The following is a 25218-nucleotide window of genomic DNA, read 5'->3' on the forward strand; positions in this document are numbered from 1 at the left end:
TCACGATGAGCTCGGAAACGCTTAGCCAGACCGATATCGATCGCCTGCTTGGCGGCGGCCCGCGTGGCGGGTCGGCGGCCAACCGGCCGGCGGTCGATGTGCAGGTCTACGACTTCCGTCGCCCGCATCGCGTCTCCAAGGAGCGCCTGCGCACGCTGGAAGCCATGTACGAGCGCATGGTCAAGGCGCTTGAGGCGTGGCTCATCTCGCGCGTCCGCGGGCAGATCGAAGTGCGGCTGCAAAGTGTCGAGCAGTTCTCGTTCGGCGAGTTCACGCTCTCGCTGCCGATGCCCTGCTCTTCCTTCATCTTCGACATTCAGGGCACGGGGCAGAAGGGCGTCATCGACGTCGGCCCCGAACTCAGCACCTACATCGTCGATCGCTTCTTCGGTGGCGAAGGATCGGGGAGCCCGCTCACCCGCGCCCTCACGCCGATCGAGCGCATGGCGGTCCGCAACGTGGCCGACAAGGTGACGTCGCTGCTCCAGGAGATCTGGCAGGACCACGTCCCGATGGAGCTCAACATCACGGGCTTCGAGTCGTCGCCGGAAATTCTGCAGGTGGTGAACCGCGAAGATCCGGTGCTCGTCGCCAACGTCGAGTTCAGCACCGGCAACGTGAGCAGCCTTCTGCTCATCTGCCTGCCCTTCTCGGTGCTCGACAAGTTCTTCACGTCGAGTGGCCAGCAGCGCCTGGCGCTTCTCGCCACCAACGAACAGGAACGCGAGATCACGCGGCAGCGCAGCGAAGCCGCGTTGCGCGCGACCAAGGTGCCCCTCGTGGCGCGCCTCCCCGACTTTCAGCTCTCGATGCGCGAACTCTCGCAGGTCACCGAGGGCACCATCATTCCCACGGGGATCCCCCGTGATGCGCGCGTGATCGTGCGCGCGGGCACGCAGGAACGCTTCATCGGTCACGCAGGACGCGTGAACGGCAACCTTGCGGTGCGCATCGCCGATGCGGTGCACGCCGCCGCTCCCTCCGACTCCCGGACCACTTCATGAATCCCGCCGAGATTGATGCCCTGGTGGCAAGTGCCCAGGCGGCCAAGGCGGCCGGTCAGCCGCTTTCCTCGCTGATGGACGAACAGGCCGCCGCGGCCCCTGCCGCGCGCGCGCCGCAGCTCACCGACTTCGAGCAGACGATGCTCGGCACGACCGAAGTGCCGATCGGCATGCTCCTCGATCTGACGCTGCCGGTGTCGATCGAACTGGGCCGCACCAGCATGACCGTGCAGGAGATCCTGCGCCTCGGTCGTGGCTCGGTGATCCAGCTCGACCGCCTCGCCGGTGAGCCGATCGACATCTACGTCGGCGACCGTCGCTTTGCCGAAGGCGAAGTGGTGGTGCTCGGCGAGCATTTCGGGGTGCGTATCACGCGCGTGCTGGCCAATCCGGCCGCCGCGGCGAACGCGAACGCCGCCTGATCCCACATCGGTAGCTCTGCATGTTCATCGCCGGTCTCAGCGTCGTCGCTTCACTCGCCTTCGTGCTTGGCTTGGGTGCCCTGTGTGTCTGGGCGCTCAAGAAGTGGGGCACGGGTGCCATGAAGGGAAAGCAGCGCGTGGCCGTCGAAGTCGTGCAGCGGGTCACGCTCGGCCCCAAGACCGGCCTGGCCGTCGTGCGGGTGGGCGAAAAGGTGATGGCCCTCAGTGTCGGTGAAGGCGGCGTGCGGGCGCTCTTCGAACTCGACGAAGCGGACCGGCAGCACGTGCTGGCGACCAGCCCCGTGGCGCTGTCCCATGTATCGAGCGCCGAAGCCACCAAGGCGATCGCCCTGCTGACGCCGCCCGCCGTCCCGCAGGACGCCGTCACCGCCCTCGGCACCAAGATCGGCACGGCCATCGGCACGAAGTTCGGCGGTCTCCTCAATCAGGCACTGCGCACCCCCGAAACCCCGCAGTCCCAGCTTCCGCAGTCCCAGCTTCCGCAGTACGGGCTTCCGCAGTCCCCGCTTCCGCCGGTCCACGCCGAAGTCCCCGCCTTCCTGACCCGCCCCCAGGACAGCAAAGACGACCGCGCCTTCCACAACCTCCTGAACATCTCTCTGAGCGGCGCGACCCGCATCGCGAGTGTCCTCGCCCTGCTCGCCGTCGCGAGCGCTGGCACGCTGCACGCCCAGGCCGCGGACACCACCAAGAAGGTCGATCCCACCGCCGCGATGGCCGCCGACATCACCAAGTCGGTGCTGCAGAGTGCGGCGCAGATCGTGATCCCCAAGACCGCGGACGCGCCGCCGGTCGTGGCGCCGAAGGGCGTCGCGGCGCCCCTGCGCGCACCGATCAAGGCACCGGCGCTGCCGCTGCCGGCCACACAGAAGGCCACCCTCGCGCCCAAGCCGGGCAACGGCGCCGCACTCACGCCGCAAGCCGCGGCGACGACGCGACCGACCAACGAGATGCAGCTCACGCCGGCGCGTGAGCCGAACAACACGGCTCAGGGCGCCCAGCCGGCGCCCATCGCCGCCGATGATGCCATCATGCGCATGATGCCGCAGATGGACGTGAAGCTTGGCGGCGACGGCAAGACTGAAGGGCTGCGCCTGAACGGCACCGTGGGCATCGTGGTGATGATGGGGCTCCTGACGCTCCTCCCCACGCTGCTGCTGATGATGACCGGGTTTACCCGCATCCTCATCGTGCTGCAGCTCCTCAAGCAGGCCATGGGCACGCAGAGCGCGCCGCCGGCGCAGTTGCTGGCCGGCATGGCGTTGCTCCTCACCGCCTTCGTGATGGGCCCCACGCTCAGCGAAGTAAATCAGAAGGCCGTGACGCCGTGGCTCGACGGCAAGATGACCCAGGTGGACATGCTCAAGACCGGCGTGCAGCCGTTCCGCACGTTCATGCTCAAGCAGACCCGCGAGAGCGACCTCAAGACGTTCGTCGAAATGAGCCGCCTGCCGCGCCCCGCCACCGTGGACGATGTACCGCTGCACGTGCTCATGAGCGCGTTCGTCGCCAGTGAGCTCCGCACCGCCTTCCAGATCGGTTTTGCGATCTACCTGCCGTTCATCATTATCGATGCGGTGGTGGCCAGCGTCTTGATGAGTATGGGCATGATCATGTTGCCACCCGCCATGATCTCCTTGCCCTTCAAACTATTGCTCTTCGTCCTCGTGGACGGATGGAGCCTCACCATTTCGTCCCTGGTGCAGAGCTTCAAGTAGCGCGCAGGTCGGCGAGACCCTGACAATCGTGTCGGGGACCCATGTATTCCGATCTGGTTGTAGGAATTATTTGTCGGTCATCTTTGTCCAAATGCTAAAGCTCACCATGCTTGTGTCGAAATAGTAGACATCGAGGGGCGACGTAGCTCCCCACCGAACGCACTACGCATCGGAGTGGGCGCACTATGGTGGCCCCGGGTGAGAGCAACGAGATCCTCAACGAGTTCCTCGTGGAGTCATACGAGGGGCTCGACCAGCTCGACCGCGACATTCTCGCGTTGGAGCAGTACGGCGGCAATGCCGACATCATCGGCCGTGTCTTTCGGTGTATTCACACCATCAAGGGCACCTGCGGCTTCCTCGGCTTCGGCACGCTCGAAGCCGTGGCCCATGTCGGCGAGAACCTGCTGTCGCGCGTTCGCGACGGCTCCATCCCCGTCACGCCGCAGCTCACGTCGGCGCTCTTACGGCTCAACGATGCCGTACGTGGCATGCTCGAGCACATCGAGGAGAGCGGTGACGAAGGCGCCGGCGACTACTCCGCGCTGATCGATACACTCGCGACGCTGACTGACGCACCGTCCGATGCACCGTCTGACGCACCGTCTGGCGCACCGTCTGGCGCACCGTCCGACGCCGCGGCATCGGCCGCGCCGGCCGACAACCTCCCGCCGAGCGTCACCGAGACCCCGATCACGCCGATCCCGGGCGCGATCCCACGGCTCGGCGAGATCCTCATTCAGCAGGGCATGGTACATCCCGCCGATGTCACCGCCGCCGTGCAGGAGCAGGCACAGGGCGTGACTGCGCGCGTCGGGGAGATTCTCGTGGCACGCGGCAGCACCAGCGCCGCGGCCGTGAAGGAGGCGCTGGATGTCCAGCAGGAAGCACGGGCCGGTCATGTGAGCGACGGCAGCATCCGCGTGGATGTCGCGCTGCTCGATCGCCTGATGAATCTCGTGGGTGAGCTCGTCCTGGCCCGCAATCAGATCATCCAGTCGAGCGCCACGCGCGCCGACAATACGCTGCTCGGAACGACGCAGCGTCTCAATCTGATCACCAGCGAGCTGCAGGAAGGGGTCATGAAGACCCGCATGCAGCCCATTGGCAACGTGTGGAGCAAGTTCCCGCGTGTCGTGCGCGATCTGGCGGTCGCCTGCGGCAAGCAGGTGTCCATTCAGATGGAAGGCGCCAACACGGAGCTCGACAAGACGATCATCGAGGCTATCAAGGATCCGCTCACGCACATCGTGCGCAACTCGGTGGATCACGGCATCGAATCGCCGCGTGATCGCGTCATGGCCGACAAGTCCCCCGAGGGACGGCTGCTGCTCCGCGCTTTCCACGAGGGCGGCCAGGTCAACATCGAGATCAGCGACGACGGCGCCGGCATCGATCCGGCCAAGATCCGCGCGAAGGCCCTCGACAAGGGCATCCTGACCCCCGAGGTCGCGGCTCGCATGAGCGATCGCGAGGCGCTCCACCTGATCTTTGCCCCCGGCTTCAGCACCGCTGAGAAGATCACCAACGTCTCAGGCCGCGGCGTCGGCATGGACGTGGTGAAGACCAACATCGAGAAGATCGGCGGCACCGTTGACGTGTCGAGCACGGTGGGCGCAGGCACCACGCTGCGCATCAAGATCCCCCTCACGCTGGCGATCATCCCGGCGCTCGTGATCACCTCGGCCGGCGAACGCTTCGCCATTCCCCAGGTGAGCCTGTTGGAGCTCGTGCGGATGGAACATGACGAGGCCAAGCAGAAGATCGAGATGATCTACGACAAGCCGGTCTACCGGCTGCGCGGCAAGCTGTTGCCGCTCGTGCATCTCAATCACACGCTGAACCTCGAGGCCACACCCTGGCCCAATGAGCCGGGGGCGCGCGACGAAGCCATCAGCATCGTCGTGCTGCAGACCGACGGCGTCCCGTTCGGCCTCGTGGTGGATCGCATCATGGACACCGAAGAGATCGTGGTGAAGCCTCTCGGCAAGCAGCTCAAGGGCATCACGACCTTTGCCGGCGCCACCATCATGGGCGATGGTCGCGTGGCGCTCATCCTCGATGTGCATGGCCTCGCGGCCCGGGCCGGCGTCCTCGCCACCGAGCGCGACCGGGCCGGCAACGAGGCACGCGCCGAACAGAAGAGTGGAGGCGAGATGCTCCAGACGTTGCTCGTCTTCTCGAGTGGCGGCGAGGATCGGATGGCCCTGCCCCTCTCGGAGATTGCCCGCCTCGAGGAGTTCGATCCGCATCGGATTGAGCGCACCGGACGCCACGAGGTCGTGCAGTATCGCGATGAGATCATGCCGCTCGTCCGGCTCTCCGACGTGCTCGATACCGTGACGGTGACGTCGGCCGATCCCGATGCCCTGCTGCAAGTCATCGTGATCACGCAGGCCGATCAGCACGTCGGCGTCATCGTCGACCGCATCGTCGACATCGTCGAATGCGCCGTCTCCGTCCAGCAACGCAAGCGTCCCGGCGTCGTGCTCGGCTCCGCCGTCATTCAGGGGCGCGTGACCGACATCCTCGATATCCGCCGACTGGTGCAGGACGTCGCCGAGGAATTCCTCACCGCCGGGTTCGGAGGACACGCCGCTCATGGCTGAGATCACGCAATACTGCACCTTCTGGGTCGCGCAGCTCTTCCTCGGCATCGATGTGCATGCCGTGCAGGAGGTCATGCGCCCGCTCGAGATGACGCCGGTGCCCCTGTCGTCCACCTCGGTAGTGGGGCTGATCAACCTGCGCGGTCAGATCGTGACCGCCGTGGACATGCGCAGTCGCCTCGGGTTGCCGCCGCGCGCGGCCGACCAGGAACTGATGAACGTTGTGATGCGCACCGACGATGGCGCCGTGAGTCTCGTGGTCGACGAGATCGGTGATGTCATCGAGGTGACCGACGAGACCTTCGAACGCGTCCCCGATACGCTGCAAGGCGAAGCGCGCGCGCTCATCAAGGGTGTGTACAAGCTCAACGATCAACTGCTGCTCATTCTCGACGGGGCGCGCGTTGCGCAACCCGAAACTTCTCTCGCTGCGGCCTGACCGCTCCCCTCACACAAGGAACTGAACCATGTCGTCCGTTTCCACGCAGAAGCGCGCGAGCCGCAAGCAGAGCACGGCCACGGTGTCCACGTCGGGCCAGCCCAACGCGCAAGCCGTCATCGATGCCATTGCCCGTGCGCAGGCGATGATCGAGTTCGATCTCGATGGGACCATCCTGCACGCGAATGACCTCTTCTGCCGCACCATGGGCTATCGCCTCGACGAGATCCAGGGGCAGCATCACCGCCTCTTTGTCGATCCCGCCTACGCGGCCGGCCCGGAGTATGCCCAGTTCTGGACCGACCTGCGCGCCGGCAAGGCGTTCACCGCCGAGTTCACCCGGCGTCGGCGCGACGGCAGCGAGATCACCCTGCAGGGGAGCTACATCCCCGTGCTCGACGAGAGCGGCCGCGCCGTGATGGTAGCCAAGATCGCCACGGACGTCACCGACGTGCGCAACGCCGCCACCGACGCGGCCGGTCGTCTCGACGCCATCAGCCGCGTGCAGGCCGTGATCGAGTTCCGGACCGACGGCACGATCGTCACCGCCAACGACAACTTCCTCAACACGCTCGGCTACCGGCTTGACGAGATCGTGGGCAAGCACCACCGCCTGTTCGTCGAGCCCACGTACGCCGCCAGCGCCGAGTACGCCGACTTCTGGCGCAAGCTCGCCAACGGCGAGTTTCAGCGCGCCGAGTACAAGCGCATTGGCAAGGGCGGTAAGGAAGTCTGGATCGAGGCCAGCTACAATCCGATCTTCGACCAGAAGGGGCGGGTCACCAAGGTGGTGAAGTTTGCCATCGACGTCACGGCGACCAAGCTGCGGGCGGCCGACTTTGAAGGCCAGCTGTCGGCGATCAGCCGGGCGCAGGCGGTCATCGAGTTCAATCTCGACGGCACCGTCGTCAACGCCAACGACAACTTCCTGAACGCGTTGGGCTACCGGCTCGACGAGATCAAGGGGCAGCATCATCGCCTCTTCGTCGAACCCGCGTACGCCCAGTCCGCCGAGTACGCGCAGTTCTGGGCCGATCTCAACGCCGGCAAGTTCCGCCAGGCGGAGTACAAGCGGATCGGCAAGGGCGGGCGCGTGGTCTGGATCAACGCGAGCTACAATCCGATCTTCGATCTGAACGGCAAGCCGTACAAGGTGGTCAAGTACGCCACCGATGTCACCGAGCAGAAGAACCTGCTGTCGATGGTGAACTCGAGCGCGAACTCGCTGGCCGCGGCCGCCGAGGAGCTCACGGCGACCAGCCACACGATGAGTGCCACGGCCGAGCAGACCAGCGCGCAGGCCAACGTGGTGTCGGCGGCGTCCGAGCAGGTCAGCCGCAACGTGGCCACCGTGGCCACGGGAACGGAAGAGATGAGCGCTTCCATCCGTGAGATCGCGAGCAATGCGGCCGAAGCCAGCAAGGTGGCCGTGCACGCGGTGAAGGTGGCCGAGAGCACGAACGACACCGTGGCCAAGCTGGGCGTGTCGAGCGCCGAGATCGGGAAGGTCATCAAGGTCATCACCTCGATCGCGCAGCAGACCAACCTGCTGGCGCTCAATGCCACGATTGAAGCGGCGCGCGCCGGCGAGGCGGGCAAGGGCTTTGCGGTAGTGGCCAACGAAGTGAAGGAGCTCGCCAAGGAAACGGCGAAGGCCACCGAAGACATCAGCCAGAAGATCGAGGCGATTCAGACGGATACCACCGGCGCCGTGTCGGCCATCCGCGAGATCTCGCAGATCATCGACAAGATCGCCGAGATCCAGACGACGATCGCCAGCGCCGTGGAAGAGCAGACGGCGACCACGAACGAGATGGGGCGCAACGTCACCGAAGCGGCCAAGGGGTCGTCGGAGATCGCGCAGAACATCACCGGCGTGGCGCAGGCGGCCATCGCGACCTCGCAGGGCGCGTCCGATTCGCTCCGCGCGTCGACCGAGCTGGCGCGCATGGCGGCCGATCTGCAGGGGATGGTTGGCAAGTTCCAGTTCTGAGGATCCTCGACGATGCGTGCCCTCATAGTGGATGACAGCCGCGCGATGCGCGCGGTGATCGGCAAGATGGTTGGGGATCTCGGGGTCGAGACCTCCTTTGCCGCCAACGGTCGCGACGCGCTCGAGCAGCTCGTCGCGACCGGCCCGCCGGACTTCGCGCTCCTCGACTGGAACATGCCCGAGATGAACGGCTTCGAACTGCTCCAGGCGTTGCGGGCCGATACCCGGTATCGCGATGTCCCGGTCGTCATGATCACCACCGAAACGGAAGTACAGCAGGTGGTCCGGGCGCTGGAGCAGGGCGCCAACGAGTACATCATGAAGCCGTTCACCGCCGAGATTCTGCGCGACAAGCTCGACATGCTCGGCCTGGTGCCGACCGGCGCCTGACGGACCGCTCCATGCGTCGTATTCGGGTGCTCGTCGTGGACGATGCGGTCGTTGTCCGGCGCATGGTGACCGACGTGCTGGCCGCCGATCCGGAGATCGACGTGGTGGGCACGGCGGCCAACGGCCGGATTGCGCTGCAGAAGATCACGCAGCTCACACCGGACCTGATCACGCTCGACGTGGAGATGCCCGAGATGGATGGGCTGACCACGATCAGTGAGATCCGGAAAACATGGACGACCATGCCGGTGATCATGTTCAGCACGCTCACCGAGCGTGGTGGGCAGTCCACGCTGGAAGCATTGTCACGGGGCGCCACGGACTACGTCACCAAGCCGGCGAACGTCGGCAGCGTCACGGTGGCGCAGCAGCGCATTCGCGACGAGCTGATTCCGAAGATCAAAGGGTTGTGCGCCGGGATTCTCGCGCAGGCGGCCCAATTGGCCGCACCGGCGGCGGTCCCGCGTACCACCGCGCCCACGGCGGCAGCGCCGGCGGCGCGACCGCTCACTGGACTGACCGGCGCGTTCGACCTGGCACCAACGCCGCTCTCGCCGCTCGCGCCGCGCGTCGTCGCGATCGGTAGCTCCACCGGTGGGCCGAACGCGCTGATCGAGGTCATTCCGAAGTTGCCGGCCCTCTTTCCGGTGCCGGTGGTCATCACGCAGCACATGCCGCCGATGTTCACGCGTCTGCTGGCGGATCGCTTGTCCAATCTCTCACGGGTCCCCGTCCGTGAGGCCCAGGAAGGGGATGTGATTCGCCCCGGGACCGTGTGGGTCGCCCCCGGCGATCATCATCTCGTACTCAAACGCGTCGAGGACAAAGTGATCGCCACGCTCACGCAGGCCCCGCCGGAGAATTCCTGCCGACCATCAGTCGATGTGATGATGCGCTCGGTGGTGGAGTGCTACGGCGCGCAGGTGCTGGCGGTGATCCTGACCGGCATGGGGCAGGATGGCCTGCGGGGCTGTGAGCTCGTGCACGACACCGGCGGCGGCGTGCTGGCGCAGGACGAAGCCAGCTCCGTGGTCTGGGGGATGCCCGGGTTCGTGGCCAAGGCCGGCATTGCCAACGCCGTCCTCCCGTTGCCGCAGGTGGCGCCCAGCATCATCGCCCGCGTGCTCCATCCGGTCCTCTCCACTGCTCCATCCCCCTCCCTCGCCGCGTCAGCAGGTGCCCCATGGCGATGACCGCCCGAACGTTCGAGTACGTGCGTCAGCTCGTACTCACCCGCAGTGCCATCGTGCTCGAAGCCGGCAAGGAGTATCTCGTCGAATCGCGCCTGCTGCCGCTGGCCAAGGTGCATGGCTTCAATACGCTCGATGATTTCATCGACGCCATGGCGGCCAACAGCTTCGGTACGATGCATCGGCAGACGGTGGAGGCGATGACCACCAACGAGACGAGCTTCTTCCGCGACATCCATCCGTTCGATGCGCTGCGCAAGCACATCCTGCCGGAGCTCATCGCGAAGAAGGCGCTCACCCGACAGCTCAACATCTGGTGTGCCGCGGCGAGCACGGGGCAGGAGCCGTACTCCATGGTGATGCTCCTCAAGGAGCACTTCCCGGAGCTCGCCACGTGGAAGGTGTCATTCCTCGCCACCGACCTGTCGAATGCCGTGCTCGCGAAAGCGCGCAGCGGCCGGTATGGTCAGCTCGAGGTCAACCGCGGGCTGCCGGCGCCGCTCCTCGTGAAGTACTTCACGAAGGATGGCACCGAGTGGATCATCCGCGAGGAGCTGCGCAATCAGATCGACTTCCGCGAACTCAACCTCATCGAAGCGTGGCCCACCATGATGCCACTCGACTTGGTGATGATCCGGAATGTGCTGATCTACTTCGATATTCCGACCAAGAAGAAGATCCTCACCAACATTCGACAGCGGCTCGCGCCGCACGGATATCTCATGCTGGGCGGTGCCGAAACGACCATGGGACTCGACGATCAGTACGAGCGCGTGCAGATCGACAAGGGGATCGCCTACCGTCAGGTGAGCGCCGCCGGCACCGCCGGGAGGGCCTATGCAGCAGCTTGATGCCGCCATCGATGGCATCGTCGCCTCGGTCTGGGAGAGCATGCTTGGCATGGTCGTCGAGCCCGACGACACCATCCAACCGCTGGGCCACGACCCGGTGAGTGAACACACGTACGCCGGCGTCGTGCAGATTGGCGGCGCGTGGGATGGCGCCGTGGCCGTGCAGTGCTCCGACCGCATGGCGCGCCACGCCGCGCAGCACATGTTCTCGCTTGAGCATGGCGATGTCAGCGTGGCCGACTTGCAGGATGCCCTCGGCGAACTGACCAACATGACCGGCGGCAACATCAAGGCCCTGCTCCCCGAGCCGTGCCGCCTGGGGCTGCCGGTGGTGGTGGAAGGCGCGGACTATCGCCTGCGACTTCCTGGGGCCTCGGTGGTGCGCCGCGCCACCTATCGCGCCGACGGCGAACTGGTCGTCGTTACGATGCTGGAGCGGACGACGTAGACGGCACCGCGAAGCCGAAGTCGGGGAAGACGTTCACTTCGATCCAGCGCCGGAAGAACGGATCGTCGAAACGGTACGCCCCCTCGGCGTCGCGCAGCACCAGCTCCGCGTCGATCAGCTGGGTCACGATGCGCGCCATCGTGCTCTTGGGCTTGAGCGGCCACCGGCGCAGCGTGTCGGTGCCGGTGGGTTCCACGTGCGGGTCGTGCGCCATGAGCACCAGCAGCGTGCGATGCGCGTCGCTCTCGAGCCGCTCCCACGCGCGCAGATAGAGCGCACTCTGCTCGGTGACCAGCACACCAAGCGCGGTGGCCACATCATCGGCCGTGGCCGCCGTGTCGTCGGGGAGCACATCCCACAACACGCGCGCCAGCTGCACCACGTCGCGCGTACGCGGCCCGGCGACCTGCACCACGTGCCGGGCCACGGCATCCGGGATCACCACGCCGCTCGCGGCGGCGCGCTCGGTGATCCACGGCGCGAACAGGTCGACCGGAATCGGCTGCAGATCGAGAATCTCCGCCACCTTCCAGAGCCCGGCCTTTTTGGCGTCGAGCATCTGCTCGATCAGGCTCTTCTCCGACCCCGCGAGCACGTAGCTGATGCGCCGGTGCGACTCGAGCGTGCCCTTGAGCAGCCAGTCGATCTCAGGGTCCCACCGCGCGAGGCGCTGAAATTCGTCGAGCGCGAGCCCCAGCGTTTCGCCGCGCTCGCGCAGCTCCTCCTCCACCGCGTTGAGCGCGTCGGCAAAGACCTGCCCCGGCCGCACCGCCGCGGCCGCGGCCTGCAGCGGCGGGAGCACACTGAACGACACACTCGGCGCTCCCGTGACCGGATCCGCCGTGGTCGTGATCGATACCTGCGCATTGCGCATGCGCTGAATCAGGCGCACCGCCGTATCCGTCCACCGGCGCCCAAGCTCGCGATGCACCGCGTCCAGCACGCGCTGCGCCGCCGCTTCCATGGATGTGACCTTCGCCAGATCCACCAGCGCGACGTTCTCGCCATTGGCGCGCGCCGCGGCCGCCGCCGCCAGAATCGCCGAGGTCTTCCCCTGCCGCCGGTCGCCATAGACCACCAGCCGCGACGCCGGATCCGTCAGCGCCACCACGATCCGCCGCAGCTCCGCCACGCGGTCCGCGAAGTGCCCGCCCTCCGCCGGAAATCCGATGATGAAGGGATTGGTCTGAAGGGAATTCATAGTCCCATAATCTGGGACCCACAGGAAAAACTCACAATAGGGGACTACAAAATCCCAAGGAATGGGTCCCAAAACCCAACAACCCCAAACCCCACCCCAGAGTACGGCATTTCCAACCCGGCAATCCCTGCCGCCTCTCAAGGTGTGAGGCCGTTTCCTCCCCCTAACCCCTCCCCTCTGACTTCTGATAAACCCAACCCAGTAAACCACTTAGCCATCACGGAAGGCGCCGAAGCCAGTTGGCACCTCTCCTGCTTTATCCGTGCTCGGCAATTCCACCCCAGACCGACCTATGTCCCATCAACTCGTCATCGACCTCAGCCGCGACGCGATCCTGACCGCTCTTATGGTCGCCGCGCCGCTGCTGCTCATCGCCATGGGCGTCGGGCTGGTCGTGTCCATCATCCAGTCGGTCACGCAGATCCAGGAGCAGACGCTCTCGTTCGTCCCCAAGCTCGTCCTGGTGGGCGGCGCCTTCATCGTCGGGCTCCCCTGGCTCATCCAGATCCTGATGAAGTTCACCACCCAGATCATTCGCGGTATTCCCGCGATGGTCGGTTGATCGGATCCGGACGCCCGTCGTGAACGGCATCCTGAGCGGCTTCCCCGACTTCTTCGCCCCCGGCGTCGCCACGGCCACCGTGCTCGTGGCGCTGCGCGTGGGCGGGCTGCTGCTCGTCGCGCCCGCGTGGTCGTCCAAGCAGGTCCCGATGCGCCTGCGCACCGCGCTGCTGGTGCTCTTCGCGGTGCTGCTGTTGCCGACCGGGATGGCCAGCGCCAATCAGGTCGGTCTCGCCATCACCCCCGCGAGCTTCCTCACCGAAACGGCGCTTGGCATGGCCTTCGGCCTCGCGGCGGCGCTCACGATCGCCGGCGCCGAGTTCGCCGGTGAACTCATGACCACCACGATCGGCCTCTCGGGCGCCGCGATCTTCGATCCGGTCAACAACACCCAGGGCTCGATCCTCGCCGCCTTCATGCAGGTGCTCTCGCTCGTGATTCTCATGAGCACCGGCGGCCACCTCCTGATGCTCCAGGCCGTCGGCCAGAGCTTCTCCATCTTCCCGCTCGGCGCGCCGATTCACATCGGCGCCGGGCTCTTCGCACTCGTGAAGAGTGCGAGCACCATCTTCGCGACCGGCGTGCAGTTCGCCTCGCCGGTCATCGCGGCCATCCTGCTCGCCAACATCGCCCTGTCGATCCTTGGTCGCGCGGCGCCGCAGCTGGAGATCATGAGCATCGCCTTCCCGCTGCAGATCGGGATCGGCCTGCTCACGCTGGCCGGTTCGCTCGGCCTGCTTGTGCGCGCGCTCGGCGACTGGGCGCCCGCGTATCAGCAGCACCTCGACAGTTTTGCGCGGGCGGCCCAGGTGGCCCCCGCGCCGGCGGGGAGGCGCTGACGAGCCATGGCAGAAAACGAATCCGGCGAAAAGACCGAAGACCCATCCGGTAAACGCCTCGAAGAAGCCCGCGAGAAAGGCCAGATCGCCAAGAGCGCCGAGTTCAACACCGCGGCGTTCCTGCTCGGCTTTCTCATGGTGATGTCGTTCGCCGGCCAGGCGCTGTGGGACTTCCTCCTGGCCACCATGGGGCAGCTCCTCGCGACCTCGGGCGACGGTTCACACGAAGGCGTATCGATGATCACGTGGCTCCAGGCCCTGTCCACCCGCACCATCATCGCGATGGTCGGGATGATGGGGGCGATGGCCGTGATCGCCATTGGCGTGCAGGCGCTCCAGACGGGTGGCCTGCTCACCGCCAAGCCGCTCGCGCCCAAGTTCGAGCGCCTCAATCCGATGAACAACCTCGGGCGCATGTTCAGCACGCAGTCCATCGCCGAGCTGTTCAAGGCGCTCGCCAAGATGGGCATCGTGAGCTGGGCCGTGTACGCGACGTTGAGCAACGCGTGGCCCGACATTCAGGCGCTCGTGCTCGACGCGAGCCCGATGGCGCTGATGTCACTCGTGGAACGCTACGGCATGGCGCTCATGAAGAACGCCGGGCTGATGTTCCTCGTCCTCGCGGCCGCCGACTACGGATTCCAGAAGTGGAAGACCTTCGAAGACCTCAAGATGACCAAGCAGGAGGTCAAGGAAGAGGCGAAGGCGTCGGAAGGCAATCAGGAAATGAAGGGACGTCGCCGGCAGATCGCGCGTGAGCGCATCCGTCGCGCGATGTTCGCCGCCGTGCCCAAGGCCGATGTCGTGATCGTCAACCCGACGCACATCGCCATTGCCATCAAGTACGACCCCAATGTCGCCCCCGCGCCGTACGTCGTCGCGCTGGGTGAACGCAAGATCGCGCAACGCATCAAGGAGCTCGCGTTTCAGCATGGTGTCCCCGTCATCGAGAACAAGCCGCTCGCCCGGGCGCTCATCAAGGTCGTCAAGGTGGGCACGATGATCCCCGTCGAGATGTACCTCGCGGTCGCTGAAGTCCTCGCCTTCGTGATGCGTCAGCGGCAGAAGTTCGGGAAGGCCTGGCGTGGCACGGCGGAGATGGCCGCATGACGTCCGCCGCACTGCCGATTCCGAATGCCGGCGCCGTGGCGCCGGGCAAGCGCGCCGATGTGGCGCTGGCGCTGGCCGTCGTGCTGGTGCTCGCGCTCATCATCGTGCCGCTCCCGCCGGCGCTGCTCGACCTCTGCCTCGCGGCCAGCATCGGCGCGTCACTCGCCGTGCTGCTCGTGGCGCTGTCCACGACCAATCCGCTCGACTTCAGCAGCTTCCCCGCGCTGCTCCTGCTCCTCACGCTCTTCCGTATCGGCCTCAACGTCAGCTCCACGCGCCTCATCCTCACGGAAGCGCACGCGGGGCGCGTCATTCAGGCGTTCGGCAGCTTCGTTATCGGCGGCAACTATGCCGTCGGTATCGTCATCTTCCTCATCCTGCTGGGCATCAACTTCATCGTCATCACCAAGGGTGCCGGGCGTATCGCCGAAGTGGCGGCGCGCTTCACCCTCGATGCGATGCCCGGCAAGCAGATGGCCATCGACGCCGACCTGTCGGCCGGCCTGATCGACGAAAAGGAAGCCCGAACCCGCCGTGACGAGATCGCGCGCACCGCCGACTTCTACGGCGCGATGGACGGTGCCTCCAAGTACGTGAAGGGCGATGCCATCCTCGGCATCCTCGTCCTCGTCGTGAACATCCTCGGCGGCATCTTCATTGGCGTCGTGCAGCGCGGCATGCCGCTCGGCAAGGCCGGTGCGACGTACACCATCCTTACGGTTGGTGATGGTCTGGTGTCGCAGATCCCGGCGCTGATCATCTCGACCGCCGCCGGTCTCATGGTCACCGCCGCGACCGGCACCGACCGGATGGGCACGGTGCTGGGCAAGCAGCTCGGCGGGCACCCGCGTGCGATGTACATCGTCGCCGGCGTGCTCGGCGCGTTCGCGCTCGTCCCGGCCGTCCCGATGTTCCCCTTTGCGGCGCTCGCCGCCGGGGCCATCGCGCTGGGCAAGGTGGCCGAGAAGGCCGAGAAGTCGCGGATGGCCATGGCCGCGCTCACCAGCACCCCCGTGGAAGCGGTGGAAGCGCCGGCGCCCGCCGATCCGATGCGCGATCTGCTGCAGATCGATCCGCTCGAACTCGAAGTGGGCTATGCGCTCATTCCGCTCATCGACGCGGGCCAGGGCGGCGACCTGCTCGAACGCATCTCCCTGCTGCGCAAGCAGGCGGCGGTGGAACTCGGCATCCTCGTGCCGCCCATCCGCATTCGCGACGATATCAGCCTCCCCGCCAACGAGTACGTCATCAAGCTGCGCGGCTCCGAAGTCGCCCGCGCCGAAGTGCTGCCGCGCTTTGTCATGGCGCTCAACACCGGTGGCGTGGTCGCCGAGATCGATGGCATGGAAACGGTGGACCCGAGCTTCGGCATGCCGGCCAAGTGGGTCAACAGCGCGCGCAAGTCGGAAGCGGAAGCGCTCGGCTATGTCGTCGTTGAACCGACCACGGTCGTCGCCACCCACCTGCTCGAGACGCTCAAGAACAGCGCCGCCGATCTCCTCGGCCGGCAGGAAGTGCAGGAGATGGTGGAGACGCTCAAGAAGTCGCACCCCGCGCTCGTGGAGGAGATCATCCCCGGCAAGGTGTCGCTCAGCGTGCTGCACCGCGTACTCCAGCGCCTGCTCCGCGAGCGCGTCCCCATTCGCGACCTCGTCACGATCCTCGAAGCGCTCGGCGATGGCGCCGACAGCACCAAGGATCCCGAGGCGCTCACGGAACTCGTCCGCAAGGCACTCACCAACGTCATCGCCCGCATGTTCGCCGACCAGACCGGCAGCGTGCGCGGCATCACGATCGGGTCGCGTCTCGAGAGCGCGCTGCTCGGCCTCTTCTCGCCGCGGCAGTCGCAACCGAACGCGCCGATGCTCACGCCGGAGCTCCTCGCCGGGCTGCTGCGTGAACTCAATCACCTGGCGTCCACCTATGCGGTGGATGGCCGTCCGTTGCCGCTCATCACGCCGCCGTCGCTGCGTGTTGGCGTGCGGCGCCTGATCGAACCGGTGCTGCCGAGCCTCCCGGTGGTTTCGCTCGCCGAACTGCCGGCGCAGATCACCCTCAGCAGCGTTGCCACGTGGGAGATGACCCATGGCTGATATCCTCCTCGCCCACTCCATGAGCCATCCGCAAGCTGAACGTTTCCGTGGTGCCGATCTCTCGCGCGTCTCCGAGCGCGCGCGTCGCACCCTGGGCGACGATGTCATGATTCTGCACACGCGCACCGTCCGCGAAGGCGGCGTGCCGATGGTGGAAGTCCTCGCGGCGCCCAGTGCATCCATCGACGGCGTGCGCGCGCGGCTCACGCCGGCCCCGCTCCCGGCCACATTGCGCAAGGCAGACGGCACGCCCTTCTGCATCGCGCTCGTCGGTCCGACCGGAGCCGGCAAGACGACGACGGCGGCCAAGCTCGCGGTCAAGCGCGGGCTCTTTGGCGCGGGCCGCTGCGGCCTGCTGACCATCGACACCTATCGCGTGGGGGGCATGGAGCAGCTCGCGACCTATGCCGATCTCGCCGACGTGCCTTTTGAAGTGGTCTACGACGAGAAGGAAGTGGACGCCGCGATGAAGCGCCTGTCGGCGCAGTGCGACGTGATCATCGTCGATACGCCGGGGCGAAGCCCGAACAAGGCCGAGCTCACCGAACGGTGGCGCTCGCTGCTCGACCGCATGAACCCCGACGAAGTGCATCTCGTGCTCCCCGCCTCATTGCGTGCCGATCTCGCGGTGGACATCGGCCGCAACTACGGCGCCGCCAAGTCGGCGCGCGGCAGTGCGCATCGCGGGGCCACGCACTTGCTCATCACCAAGCTCGATGAAGTCCCGCGCGAAACTGGCGTCGCCGATCTCGCGCTGTCGCTCGGCATGCCCACGCGCTGGATCGCCGATGGGCAGGACGTGCCCGCCGATCTCGGCGCGGGCGTGCCCCGCCTGCTTCGGAGCTGGGGGCTCTCGGCCGATGCGGAACCCGATTGGATGCCTGCGTAACCCATGGCTGCTCCGATGATCCTCACCCCTCCCCGCAGTCTCGCGGCCACCGCGCCCGCCGCCCGTTCGCAGGCGGAAGGTGTGCGTGCGGCCATGCGACTCGTGGGCGGTGGCACGGCGGATGGCGTGCCCACCATTCTCTGCGCGAGCGGACGTGGTGGCAGCGGCACCTCGTTGCTGGCGGCCTTGCTCGCCGCCACGGCGGCCGGTGATGGCTTCCGCGTGCTGCTCGTGGATACCGACGACCTGCTGGGTCCGCTCGCGATGACGTTTGGCGTGGCGCCGCGCGCGAGCTGGATGGATTTGCGCGGCGGCAAGGCCGCGCCGCTGGACGTGATCACCCCCATCACCGCCACGCTGACGCTGGTGGCCGGTGGCCCGGCGCGTCTCAGTGACGACGCCACACCACTCACGAGTGCCGAACGCCGCGCATGCATGAAGCGCGTCAGTATGCTCGGTGAAGGCATGGACCTCGTGGTGATGGATGCCGGGTCACGCCTGGATGCCGTGCTCGGATCTGTAACACCCCACGCCGGTGAGCGAATGCTCGCCGTCGCCGGCGGGCACGATCCGATTGCCCTCGCGTCCACGTATGCGCTCATCAAGGCTGTACACGCGCGTCATGGTGCCCTTCCGACGGAGGTACTCGTCAATCGGCACGAGGGGCCAGACGCCACCCGCTGTTTCGAGGCCATCGATGCTGGGGCCCGACAGTTTCTCGGAATGTCACTGCGCCAGGCTGGCGCCGTGCCGGCCGACCCCACGCTCGACGCCGCCCTGCGCGCCGGCATGCCGTTCCCGGATGCCGCCGCCGGATCGCCCGCCGCTCTCGCCGCCCACGCGGTGGTGATGGATGTGCTGGCCGCCCGACCCTCCTCACGCATCGGTGCCTGACTGTGTCCCTCGCTACTCCCCTCGGATCCGTCGCCATGAACGCCCAGCTCTGGCAAGCGTATCAGGCCGGTAATCAGACCGCCCGTGATCGACTCCTCGAAGAGCATCTCGGTCTGGTGCACCATGTGGCCCGTCAGGTGTCGCGCACGCTGGCCGTGCGCGCCGACTTCGATGAACTCGTGAGCGCCGGGACGATCGGCCTCATGACCGCCCTCGAAGGGTTCGACGCCACCCGCGGCCTCGCCTTCAGTACGTTCGCGGCGCCCCGCATTCGCGGCGCGATCCTCGACGAACTGCGCAAGCAGGACCATGTGCCGCGGTCGATTCGCCGCAAGACGCGCGAGATTGCGGCCGCCCGTGAAGCGTTCCAGAAGGAACACGGTCACGCCCCCGAAGATCGCGAGCTCGCGGCCACGCTGGGCGTGGATCTCGAAACGCTCTGGCGCTGGCAGGCCGACGTGGAAAGCGCGAATCAGATTCCGCTCGATCGCGCCCCGGGCGAGCGGGAGAATGCGTCGCCGGTCCCCGCCGAAACGCTGACCAGCGACGAGTCGAACGGCGTGGAAGAGGCGCTGACGCACGAACAGGAAGTGTCGCACCTGAAGGACGCCATCATGCGGCTCAAGGAGCAGGAGCGCGTGGTGCTCTCGCTCTATTACTTCGAGGAACTCAAGCTCCACGAGATCGCGAAGGTGCTCGAGCTGACCGAATCGCGCGTGTCGCAGATCCGGAGCAAGGCGCTCAGCAAGCTGCGCGTGGAACTCCGCCCGTTGCGGGAGACCGTCGCATGAAGGCGCTGATGCAGAGTCTCAAGATCGCCGCGCTGCTCGTTGGCGTGACGGCGGTTGGTCTGGTCGCGGGCGCCTGGCTCATGTCGCCGGCCATTTCGCCGCGGCAGCGGGTACTCGCGGCCGGTGGCGTGATCGGCACCCTGGTCTTCGCCGCCCTCGCGTCGTGGCTGCGCGGCGTGATGATCGATCGCCGGGCCCGCCGCAGCCGCACCGCGGCCGCCGCGCCACCGGTGATCACGCTCCGCAGTGGCCGCAGCGCGCGCACCCCCAAGGCCGTACAGGCGCTCGCCGCGAGCGGGGCGGCGCCGGTGGAGATTGCGCACCGGACCGGGCTGCCGCTCGATGCGGTGGCGATGCTGCTGGAGTTGGCGCCGGCGCGGTAGTACGGGTGGGGCGCTAGTGCTGGCGCCCCAGTCCGCGTTTGGTCCAGACGAGCAGCGGACAGCCACGGCGACCGGTCATCAGTTCGCTCGGCGGGTTGCGCGTATACACCTCCATCATCGCCACATCGCGAGGATCGAGCGCGCGCAGATCGTCCGTGTCGCCGGGGATACCATCAATGCGGATGTCCCAGTTCGGGCACGGCCCACTGACCACGACGCGTGTACCCACTCGCCGCATGCGAACGCCGGGAATGCTGTCGAGCACCTCGGGAACGCCTGGGAAGTCGCGCATCACGGTCGAATCCCGGTGATAGCCGAAGCCTGCTCTGATGCGCTCTTCAATCGCCCTCGTGCGCTCGGCGAGCACCGTTGCTTCGACCTTGATCGCCTCGAGGCGCGTGACCGCGCTCAGCGATACGTCGATCACGGCTGGTGAGGTGGCGTCGATGACCACCGGTCGCGATGCCACTTGATAGCCGATCGCCATCACCTCGAGTTGGTGCGTACCCTCCGGAATGCCGCGCAGCACGTAGCGGCCACTATCGTCGCTGCGCACCCCTTCGAACTCACCGACCGTCACGCTCGCGCCAGCGATCCCTGCGCCCCGAGCATTACGCACCACGCCGCGCAGCACGCCGAGCGCCGCGCGCGCCGCGCCGCCACTCGGGAGCACGATGTCCTGCCGCGCCACGCGCTCCGTCGTCGGCGCCATGGTGATCGCCACCCGCCGCAGCGAGTCGTTGGCCGACGCCGCAAACGCCAGTGTGAGCGGCACCCCCATCGGTAATCCGCAGAGCGCATAGCTTCCGCTGGTGTCCACGCTCGCCTCGCGGCGCAATCGTCGCTGCCCGATGTCGGCCAGCGACTTCCCCTTTCCGCTGAGCTCGATCCATTCGCCCGTGCCCACGAGCGATGCGCGACTCACGGTATCGCCCGCCGCGAGCCGCACACTGCCAAACACCAGCAGCGTGTCGTGCGCCGGTGCCGTGGAGCCGCACAGCCGTGACCAGAGCGTGGCGAAGCTCGGGAGTGCCAGCACCACAGGAATGTCCTCACGCACAACCCGCACCGCGCGCGACGCCCCATTGAGCCCGATCGCGTCGAACGCATCGTGCTGCACCGTCAGCCGTTAACTCCCTGCCGCCACGCTGTCGAAGCGAAAGCGTCCGTTCGCATCACTCAGCGCACTGCGCCCCGTGCCTTCGATTGTCACCAACGCACCGGCGAGCGGGCGTGTGTGGAGGCTGTCGTACGCCAGTCCAGTAATTACCACGGGCTGGGCGTGCACGGCGTTCAGCGGCGGACAGAGTCCAGCCGCGACGAAACACATCAGCGCGCTGTGCGCGCGGAGCCATTGCATTGCTGGACGGGACATGGAGCGAACGTACCCCTCGGTCGCGGCGGCAGCAATGTCGATCGTCCCTGCGAAGAGGCCCGACTCGGACGTCGGTCTACGGACATCTATGGACGGTGGGAATCGGGATCGGGAACGGAGGTGGGGGTCGGCTTGCCCGGGGCGAGGATGTGCTGCGCTCCGTCATCACCAATCGTCCGTGCGCCGCGCGAAGCGCCAACACGGACACTCTGAATAGCGGAGCGCAGCAGGCTCCACCCCCCAGCAAGCCGACCCCGATCGTCCGACCAGAATCCCGACTCCCAACTCCATAGTTGTCCGGAGTCCAAAGTCCCAAGTCGGGAGTCCGATACGCGGCCCACCCGCTCGGCTCAGAGCACCAGCAGGTGCTCCGTCGTCGCTCCCGCCACCGCCGCCAGCGGTACAGCGCGATCGAACGTCACCAGCTGCCCCTCGCGCTCGACCGCCAGTGCCAACAGGTACACGTCGGTCAATTGACGTCCGCCGTGAATGCGCGAAAAGTCCACGCGCGTGCTGGCCAACAGTGAGAGATCATCGGGCCAGAACTGGTGCGCCGGCGTCGCGACCGCCTCGCGCAACCGTTCGGCAATCGCCGCCACCGGATGCGGATTCGCATACGTCGGCTGCGACATCACGCGGATGCAGCCGTTCTGCGTGATCGGGCACGACGCCCACCCGCCGTCGCCGCCCGCCTTCGCGAACCACGTAGTCGCGGCAACATGCGACACATGCGACGCATCCAGCAGCGCAATGAGGACGTTCACGTCCAACAGCGATCGGCGCGCGGCGGCCACGTGCTGCCTCAGTACGCGTCGTCTTCGCGCAGCGCGTCGATATGCGCGTTGGTCACCACGCGCTCGCCCGCCGGAAACGGGCGAAACCCGTAGACCGCCGGCGCTTCCCGCACGACCGACGGCCCCGCCAGCGTCGTCAGCGCGCGGCGCAGGAGCTCGGAGACCACCTGCCCCGTGGTCTTCCGCTCCACCCGCGCCCGCTCCTTCGCGGCGTCGAGCACGTCCAAATCGATATCCAGTGTGGTGCGCATGCATCTGATGTTAACGCATCAATCATCAGTCGGCAACTCCTGCCCACCCCATCCCGCCACGGCAATCCCCGCCCAGCCACCGGAAAACCGGCAACAATTTCCCACCGCGTAATCCGCGTACGCAGTCCGTGGCAAAAATGTAATCGCATATCCCACAACCACTTAACTCAACAGCAGCAGCGCCAGAAAGTTTGGCCCGGCCATTGCCTTTCACCATGTCGAGTTCGTGTACCCTCTTTCGAACCCGACATGCCGGATCCTGTAAAGACCAACGGAATGACCAGCGCCGCCGCCGCGCTCCAGATGCTGGAGCGGCGTCAGCAGGTGCTGGCCAACAACCTCGCCAACGTCTCCACCCGGGGATTCAAGGCCGAGACGCCGTTCGCGCGGATGATGGGCAACGCCCTCGCCACGACCGATACGGCGCTCAACCAGGCGCAGGGGAATCTCACGCAGACCCATAACCCGCTCGACCTCGCCGTCGACGGCAATGGGTTCTTCGTGGTGCAGACCCCGAGCGGCGACCGGTTCCTCCGCAACGGCACCTTCGCTCTCGACGCCGATCGGCGCCTGGTGGACGAACAGGGCAATCCGGTGCTCGGCGAGGGCGGCCCCATCACGCTGCCCCAGGGCAACATCGAGATCGATGCCACCGGCCTCGTGAAGGTCAACGGCAAGCCGCAGCAGCGGCTCAAGCTCGAGACCGTGAAGGACGCGTCCAAGCTGCAGCACGAAGGCGGTACGCGCTTCGTACCCGATGCGACGCGCACGAGTGTCCCCGCTGAACAGCGCACCATCAAACAGGGCTTCGTCGAGGAGTCGAACGTCAACGCGATGACCGCGATGACCGACATGCTCTCCGTGCTGCAACGCTACGGTGCCGCCCAGAAGACCCTGTCCACGATCGATTCGGTTCGCGGCATCGCCGTGACCGATCTCGCCAAGCCCGTCTAAGGAGCTCTCGTATGGATCCGGCCCTCCGCGCCGCCGCCACTGGCATGATGGCGCAGCAGACCCGCACCGAAATCATCGCCAACAACCTGGCGAACGTGAACACCACCGGCTTCAAGCGGAGCCGCGCGCACTTCGAAGACCTGCTGTATCAGACCGTGCAGGGGACGCAGATCCTCGGCGATCCCAATGCCAACACGTCGCCCGCCATTCAGGTCGGCCGCGGCACCAAGCTCGCCGGCGTGCAGCGCGTGCATGAACAAGGCGCGCTTGAGCAGACGAGCCGCAACCTCGACGTCGCCATCGAAGGCGAAGGGTTTCTGCAGGTGCAGCTGCCGAGTGGTGACATGGCCTACACGCGCGACGGCTCGCTCCAGATCTCCGATCAGGGCCTGCTCGTGACGAGCGAAGGCTACGCCATTCAGCCGCCCATCCGCGTTCCGAACGACGCCGCCGAGCTCACGATCTCCGCCAACGGCAACGTGAGCGTGAAGCGCGGCAACGACATTCTCCCGACCGAACTCGGGCGCATCGAGCTCGCGCGCTTCGCGAACCCGAGCGGCCTCGAGTCGCTGGGGCGCAACCTGCTGCAGGCCACCGCCGCGTCGGGGCGGCCCACCGTGGGCTTCCCGGGCGACGAGGGGATGGGCCGGCTCGAACAGGGCGCACTCGAAGGCTCCAACGTGGAGATCGTGCAGGAAATGGTGGAGATGATCGCCGCCATGCGGGCGTACGAGATCAACTCGAAGGCGATCAAGCAGGCCGACGAGATGGGTCAGATCGCCAACAACATCACGCGGTGATCGTGATGCGTTCCGCGGTGTCCACCGGGCTGCTGCGCGCAGCGACCGTCCTGGCGATGCTCGTGGCATCGGCGGAGATGCTACGTGCGCAGAACGCGCCGCGGGCCGTCGCCTCCACGCGCGATCTGCGTCAGGTGAGCGTCGCCGTCGCCACGCGGGCGCTTGCCGCCGGCGAAGCGCTGGCCGAGGGCGACTGGACGCTGCGCGATACGACCATCGTGTGGCGCTGGACGACCGCCCCCGACACCACGCGCCCCGCCGCCGGCTGGGTCACGCGTCGGGCCATTGCCGCGGGCGAAGTGCTCAAGAGCCCCGCCGTGGTGCCGCCGCCGGTCGTGACGAGCGGCGCGACGGTCACCGCCATCTGGCAGGACGGCCCCGTGCGCCTCGTGCTCAGTGGCACCGCTACGAATACTGCCGCCATCGGCGCGCCGGTTGGCGTCCGCCTGGATCGCACTCGCCGACTCGATGGCATCGCCATCGCGCCGAACACTGTTCGCCTTCGCTGAGACCTGAGCGATGACTCTCTCCCATACGCGACTCCTGACCATCGCCGCGCTCGGCTCGCTCGTCGCCACGTCGCTGGTGCACGCGCAAGCCGCCACGCAGCAGCCTCCGCGCCCGGCCGCCACCACCGGAGCGACGGCCGCGCCAGCGGCCGGAGCCACCGCAACCGCCGCGCCCTCGATGACCGTCCGGTCGTCCTGGGTCAGTGACCGCCGAGACTTCGCCGTGGGCGACATCATCACGGTGCTGATTGACGATTACACGATCTCCACCGCGGTGAAGGAAGATCTCGCCACCGACAAGCGCAATCGCGGCCTGTCCGCTGATGCGCAGCTGCCATCGAGCAACAAGAGCGTCGGCATCACCACCCGCAACACCGCCGACCAGACCAAGCGTGGTCAGGCCCGGCGCGAGAACCGCTTTCAGAACGAGATGAGCGTGCGCGTGGTCGCCATCGCGCCGAACGGCCTGCTGCAGCTCAAGGGCACCAAGGCCGTCGACGTCGACAAGGCCAAGCAGAACATCATCTTCACCGGCTTCGTCCGTCCGCAGGACATCACGCCGGGCAACAGCGTCGAATCGAGCCGCGTCGCCGACATCTCCATCGGCTACGCCTCGCCCGGCCCCCTCGGCACCCCCAAGCAGGGGATGCTGACCAAGATCCTCGGCGCCCTCTGGCCGTGATCCCCTC

The 25218-nt window shown here is 66.8% G+C and carries 27 protein-coding genes; 22 read left to right on the forward strand and 5 right to left on the reverse strand.

The window, feature by feature from the left end; genetic code table 11:
• The first annotated feature begins 5 nt into the window (after positions 1-5).
• The 10 genes from K2R93_07190 to K2R93_07235 all read left to right on the forward strand — a co-directional run bounded on the left by K2R93_07190 (position 6) and on the right by K2R93_07235 (position 11085).
• Complete coding sequence (locus K2R93_07190) at positions 6-1004, forward strand: FliM/FliN family flagellar motor switch protein (protein MBY0489611.1); 999 nt, start codon at positions 6-8, stop codon at positions 1002-1004.
• Complete coding sequence (gene fliN / locus K2R93_07195; GenBank protein MBY0489612.1) at positions 1001-1426, forward strand: flagellar motor switch protein FliN; 426 nt, start codon at positions 1001-1003, stop codon at positions 1424-1426. The genes K2R93_07190 and fliN overlap by 4 nt, the downstream gene beginning before the upstream one ends.
• Before the next feature lie 20 nt (positions 1427-1446).
• Positions 1447-3165 (forward strand): flagellar type III secretion system pore protein FliP, encoded by a 1719-nt coding sequence (gene fliP / locus K2R93_07200; GenBank protein ID MBY0489613.1) that lies wholly within the window; start codon positions 1447-1449, stop codon positions 3163-3165.
• A 185-nt stretch (positions 3166-3350) separates the two neighbouring features.
• Positions 3351-5774 (forward strand): chemotaxis protein CheW, encoded by a 2424-nt coding sequence (locus K2R93_07205; protein ID MBY0489614.1) that lies wholly within the window; start codon positions 3351-3353, stop codon positions 5772-5774.
• Entirely contained in the window at positions 5767-6213 is a 447-nt protein-coding gene (locus K2R93_07210) for a chemotaxis protein CheW (GenBank protein MBY0489615.1), read from the forward strand. The genes K2R93_07205 and K2R93_07210 overlap by 8 nt, the downstream gene beginning before the upstream one ends.
• Before the next feature lie 28 nt (positions 6214-6241).
• Positions 6242-8206 carry a PAS domain-containing methyl-accepting chemotaxis protein gene (locus tag K2R93_07215; GenBank protein MBY0489616.1) on the forward strand — a complete coding sequence of 655 codons (1965 nt, stop codon included), beginning with the start codon at positions 6242-6244 and terminating at the stop codon, positions 8204-8206.
• A gap of 12 nt (positions 8207-8218) precedes the next feature.
• Complete coding sequence (locus tag K2R93_07220; GenBank protein MBY0489617.1) at positions 8219-8596, forward strand: response regulator; 378 nt, start codon at positions 8219-8221, stop codon at positions 8594-8596.
• Positions 8597-8607: 11 nt separating this feature from the next.
• Positions 8608-9789 carry a chemotaxis response regulator protein-glutamate methylesterase gene (locus K2R93_07225; protein ID MBY0489618.1) on the forward strand — a complete coding sequence of 394 codons (1182 nt, stop codon included), beginning with the start codon at positions 8608-8610 and terminating at the stop codon, positions 9787-9789.
• A complete protein-coding gene (locus tag K2R93_07230) occupies positions 9786-10637 on the forward strand; it encodes a protein-glutamate O-methyltransferase CheR (protein MBY0489619.1) in 852 nt (283 codons plus the stop codon). Before K2R93_07225 ends, K2R93_07230 begins: the two co-directional genes overlap by 4 nt.
• Positions 10624-11085, forward strand: a complete 462-nt coding sequence (locus tag K2R93_07235) for a chemotaxis protein CheX (protein ID MBY0489620.1) — start codon at positions 10624-10626, stop codon at positions 11083-11085. The genes K2R93_07230 and K2R93_07235 overlap by 14 nt, the downstream gene beginning before the upstream one ends.
• Here the strand turns inward: K2R93_07235 and K2R93_07240 are convergent.
• Complete coding sequence (locus tag K2R93_07240; protein ID MBY0489621.1) at positions 11060-12286, reverse strand: hypothetical protein; 1227 nt, start codon at positions 12284-12286, stop codon at positions 11060-11062. The genes K2R93_07235 and K2R93_07240 overlap by 26 nt on opposite strands.
• Positions 12287-12578: 292 nt before the next feature.
• On the opposite strand from K2R93_07240, the gene fliQ reads away from it, so the two are divergent.
• From fliQ to K2R93_07280, 8 genes are read left to right on the forward strand one after another with little or no spacing between them, the layout of a single operon-like run.
• Positions 12579-12848, forward strand: coding sequence for a flagellar biosynthesis protein FliQ (gene fliQ / locus K2R93_07245; protein MBY0489622.1), 270 nt, complete (start codon positions 12579-12581; stop codon positions 12846-12848).
• Between the two features lie 19 nt (positions 12849-12867).
• On the forward strand, positions 12868-13686 hold the full coding sequence (locus tag K2R93_07250) for a flagellar biosynthetic protein FliR (GenBank protein ID MBY0489623.1): 819 nt from the start codon (positions 12868-12870) through the stop codon (positions 13684-13686).
• Positions 13687-13692: 6 nt separating this feature from the next.
• Positions 13693-14796 (forward strand): EscU/YscU/HrcU family type III secretion system export apparatus switch protein, encoded by a 1104-nt coding sequence (locus K2R93_07255; protein MBY0489624.1) that lies wholly within the window; start codon positions 13693-13695, stop codon positions 14794-14796.
• Positions 14793-16889, forward strand: coding sequence for a flagellar biosynthesis protein FlhA (flhA, locus tag K2R93_07260; GenBank protein MBY0489625.1), 2097 nt, complete (start codon positions 14793-14795; stop codon positions 16887-16889). Before K2R93_07255 ends, flhA begins: the two co-directional genes overlap by 4 nt.
• Positions 16882-17778, forward strand: a complete 897-nt coding sequence (locus tag K2R93_07265) for a hypothetical protein (GenBank protein MBY0489626.1) — start codon at positions 16882-16884, stop codon at positions 17776-17778. Before flhA ends, K2R93_07265 begins: the two co-directional genes overlap by 8 nt.
• Before the next feature lie 3 nt (positions 17779-17781).
• Positions 17782-18672, forward strand: coding sequence for a hypothetical protein (locus K2R93_07270; GenBank protein MBY0489627.1), 891 nt, complete (start codon positions 17782-17784; stop codon positions 18670-18672).
• Between the two features lie 35 nt (positions 18673-18707).
• Positions 18708-19463 carry a FliA/WhiG family RNA polymerase sigma factor gene (locus K2R93_07275; GenBank protein ID MBY0489628.1) on the forward strand — a complete coding sequence of 252 codons (756 nt, stop codon included), beginning with the start codon at positions 18708-18710 and terminating at the stop codon, positions 19461-19463.
• Entirely contained in the window at positions 19460-19846 is a 387-nt protein-coding gene (locus K2R93_07280; protein ID MBY0489629.1) for a hypothetical protein, read from the forward strand. The genes K2R93_07275 and K2R93_07280 overlap by 4 nt, the downstream gene beginning before the upstream one ends.
• A gap of 13 nt (positions 19847-19859) precedes the next feature.
• On the opposite strand, the gene K2R93_07285 is transcribed toward K2R93_07280, so the two are convergent.
• The 4 genes from K2R93_07285 to K2R93_07300 form a co-directional block, all read right to left on the reverse strand.
• Positions 19860-20966 carry a carboxypeptidase-like regulatory domain-containing protein gene (locus tag K2R93_07285; protein ID MBY0489630.1) on the reverse strand — a complete coding sequence of 369 codons (1107 nt, stop codon included), beginning with the start codon at positions 20964-20966 and terminating at the stop codon, positions 19860-19862.
• 9 nt (positions 20967-20975) lie between these two features.
• Positions 20976-21221, reverse strand: coding sequence for a carboxypeptidase-like regulatory domain-containing protein (locus K2R93_07290; GenBank protein ID MBY0489631.1), 246 nt, complete (start codon positions 21219-21221; stop codon positions 20976-20978).
• 350 nt (positions 21222-21571) lie between these two features.
• Entirely contained in the window at positions 21572-22015 is a 444-nt protein-coding gene (locus K2R93_07295) for a PIN domain-containing protein (GenBank protein ID MBY0489632.1), read from the reverse strand.
• A gap of 8 nt (positions 22016-22023) precedes the next feature.
• Positions 22024-22266: a hypothetical protein gene (locus K2R93_07300; GenBank protein MBY0489633.1), complete on the reverse strand. Its 243-nt coding sequence runs from the start codon at positions 22264-22266 to the stop codon at positions 22024-22026.
• A gap of 249 nt (positions 22267-22515) precedes the next feature.
• Here K2R93_07300 and K2R93_07305 point away from each other — a divergent pair, with 249 nt between their 5' ends.
• From K2R93_07305 to K2R93_07320, 4 genes are read left to right on the forward strand one after another with little or no spacing between them, the layout of a single operon-like run.
• Positions 22516-23220 (forward strand): flagellar hook-basal body complex protein, encoded by a 705-nt coding sequence (locus K2R93_07305; GenBank protein ID MBY0489634.1) that lies wholly within the window; start codon positions 22516-22518, stop codon positions 23218-23220.
• Positions 23221-23231: 11 nt separating this feature from the next.
• On the forward strand, positions 23232-24020 hold the full coding sequence (gene flgG, locus K2R93_07310; GenBank protein ID MBY0489635.1) for a flagellar basal-body rod protein FlgG: 789 nt from the start codon (positions 23232-23234) through the stop codon (positions 24018-24020).
• A 5-nt stretch (positions 24021-24025) separates the two neighbouring features.
• Positions 24026-24529: a flagellar basal body P-ring formation chaperone FlgA gene (flgA, locus tag K2R93_07315; GenBank protein ID MBY0489636.1), complete on the forward strand. Its 504-nt coding sequence runs from the start codon at positions 24026-24028 to the stop codon at positions 24527-24529.
• 10 nt (positions 24530-24539) lie between these two features.
• Complete coding sequence (locus K2R93_07320; GenBank protein MBY0489637.1) at positions 24540-25211, forward strand: flagellar basal body L-ring protein FlgH; 672 nt, start codon at positions 24540-24542, stop codon at positions 25209-25211.
• Positions 25212-25218: the final 7 nt, after the last annotated feature.

Source organism: Gemmatimonadaceae bacterium, assembly GCA_019752115.1.
Lineage (GTDB): Bacteria > Gemmatimonadota > Gemmatimonadetes > Gemmatimonadales > Gemmatimonadaceae > Gemmatimonas.

Bases quoted from the DNA above. Each gene is read 5' to 3' on its own strand.
- K2R93_07190 (MBY0489611.1), top strand. From the start codon at position 6: ATGAGCTCGGAAACGCTTAGCCAGACCGATATCGATCGCCTGCTTGGC.
- fliN (MBY0489612.1), top strand. From the start codon at position 1,001: ATGAATCCCGCCGAGATTGATGCCCTGGTGGCAAGTGCCCAGGCGGCC.
- fliP (MBY0489613.1), top strand. From the start codon at position 1,447: ATGTTCATCGCCGGTCTCAGCGTCGTCGCTTCACTCGCCTTCGTGCTT.
- K2R93_07205 (MBY0489614.1), top strand. From the start codon at position 3,351: ATGGTGGCCCCGGGTGAGAGCAACGAGATCCTCAACGAGTTCCTCGTG.
- K2R93_07210 (MBY0489615.1), top strand. From the start codon at position 5,767: ATGGCTGAGATCACGCAATACTGCACCTTCTGGGTCGCGCAGCTCTTC.
- K2R93_07215 (MBY0489616.1), top strand. From the start codon at position 6,242: ATGTCGTCCGTTTCCACGCAGAAGCGCGCGAGCCGCAAGCAGAGCACG.
- K2R93_07220 (MBY0489617.1), top strand. From the start codon at position 8,219: ATGCGTGCCCTCATAGTGGATGACAGCCGCGCGATGCGCGCGGTGATC.
- K2R93_07225 (MBY0489618.1), top strand. From the start codon at position 8,608: ATGCGTCGTATTCGGGTGCTCGTCGTGGACGATGCGGTCGTTGTCCGG.
- K2R93_07230 (MBY0489619.1), top strand. From the start codon at position 9,786: ATGACCGCCCGAACGTTCGAGTACGTGCGTCAGCTCGTACTCACCCGC.
- K2R93_07235 (MBY0489620.1), top strand. From the start codon at position 10,624: ATGCAGCAGCTTGATGCCGCCATCGATGGCATCGTCGCCTCGGTCTGG.
- K2R93_07240 (MBY0489621.1), bottom strand. From the start codon at position 12,286: ATGAATTCCCTTCAGACCAATCCCTTCATCATCGGATTTCCGGCGGAG.
- fliQ (MBY0489622.1), top strand. From the start codon at position 12,579: ATGTCCCATCAACTCGTCATCGACCTCAGCCGCGACGCGATCCTGACC.
- K2R93_07255 (MBY0489624.1), top strand. From the start codon at position 13,693: ATGGCAGAAAACGAATCCGGCGAAAAGACCGAAGACCCATCCGGTAAA.
- flhA (MBY0489625.1), top strand. From the start codon at position 14,793: ATGACGTCCGCCGCACTGCCGATTCCGAATGCCGGCGCCGTGGCGCCG.
- K2R93_07265 (MBY0489626.1), top strand. From the start codon at position 16,882: ATGGCTGATATCCTCCTCGCCCACTCCATGAGCCATCCGCAAGCTGAA.
- K2R93_07270 (MBY0489627.1), top strand. From the start codon at position 17,782: ATGGCTGCTCCGATGATCCTCACCCCTCCCCGCAGTCTCGCGGCCACC.
- K2R93_07275 (MBY0489628.1), top strand. From the start codon at position 18,708: ATGAACGCCCAGCTCTGGCAAGCGTATCAGGCCGGTAATCAGACCGCC.
- K2R93_07280 (MBY0489629.1), top strand. From the start codon at position 19,460: ATGAAGGCGCTGATGCAGAGTCTCAAGATCGCCGCGCTGCTCGTTGGC.
- K2R93_07290 (MBY0489631.1), bottom strand. From the start codon at position 21,221: ATGTCCCGTCCAGCAATGCAATGGCTCCGCGCGCACAGCGCGCTGATG.
- K2R93_07300 (MBY0489633.1), bottom strand. From the start codon at position 22,266: ATGCGCACCACACTGGATATCGATTTGGACGTGCTCGACGCCGCGAAG.
- K2R93_07305 (MBY0489634.1), top strand. From the start codon at position 22,516: ATGCCGGATCCTGTAAAGACCAACGGAATGACCAGCGCCGCCGCCGCG.
- flgG (MBY0489635.1), top strand. From the start codon at position 23,232: ATGGATCCGGCCCTCCGCGCCGCCGCCACTGGCATGATGGCGCAGCAG.
- flgA (MBY0489636.1), top strand. From the start codon at position 24,026: ATGCGTTCCGCGGTGTCCACCGGGCTGCTGCGCGCAGCGACCGTCCTG.
- K2R93_07320 (MBY0489637.1), top strand. From the start codon at position 24,540: ATGACTCTCTCCCATACGCGACTCCTGACCATCGCCGCGCTCGGCTCG.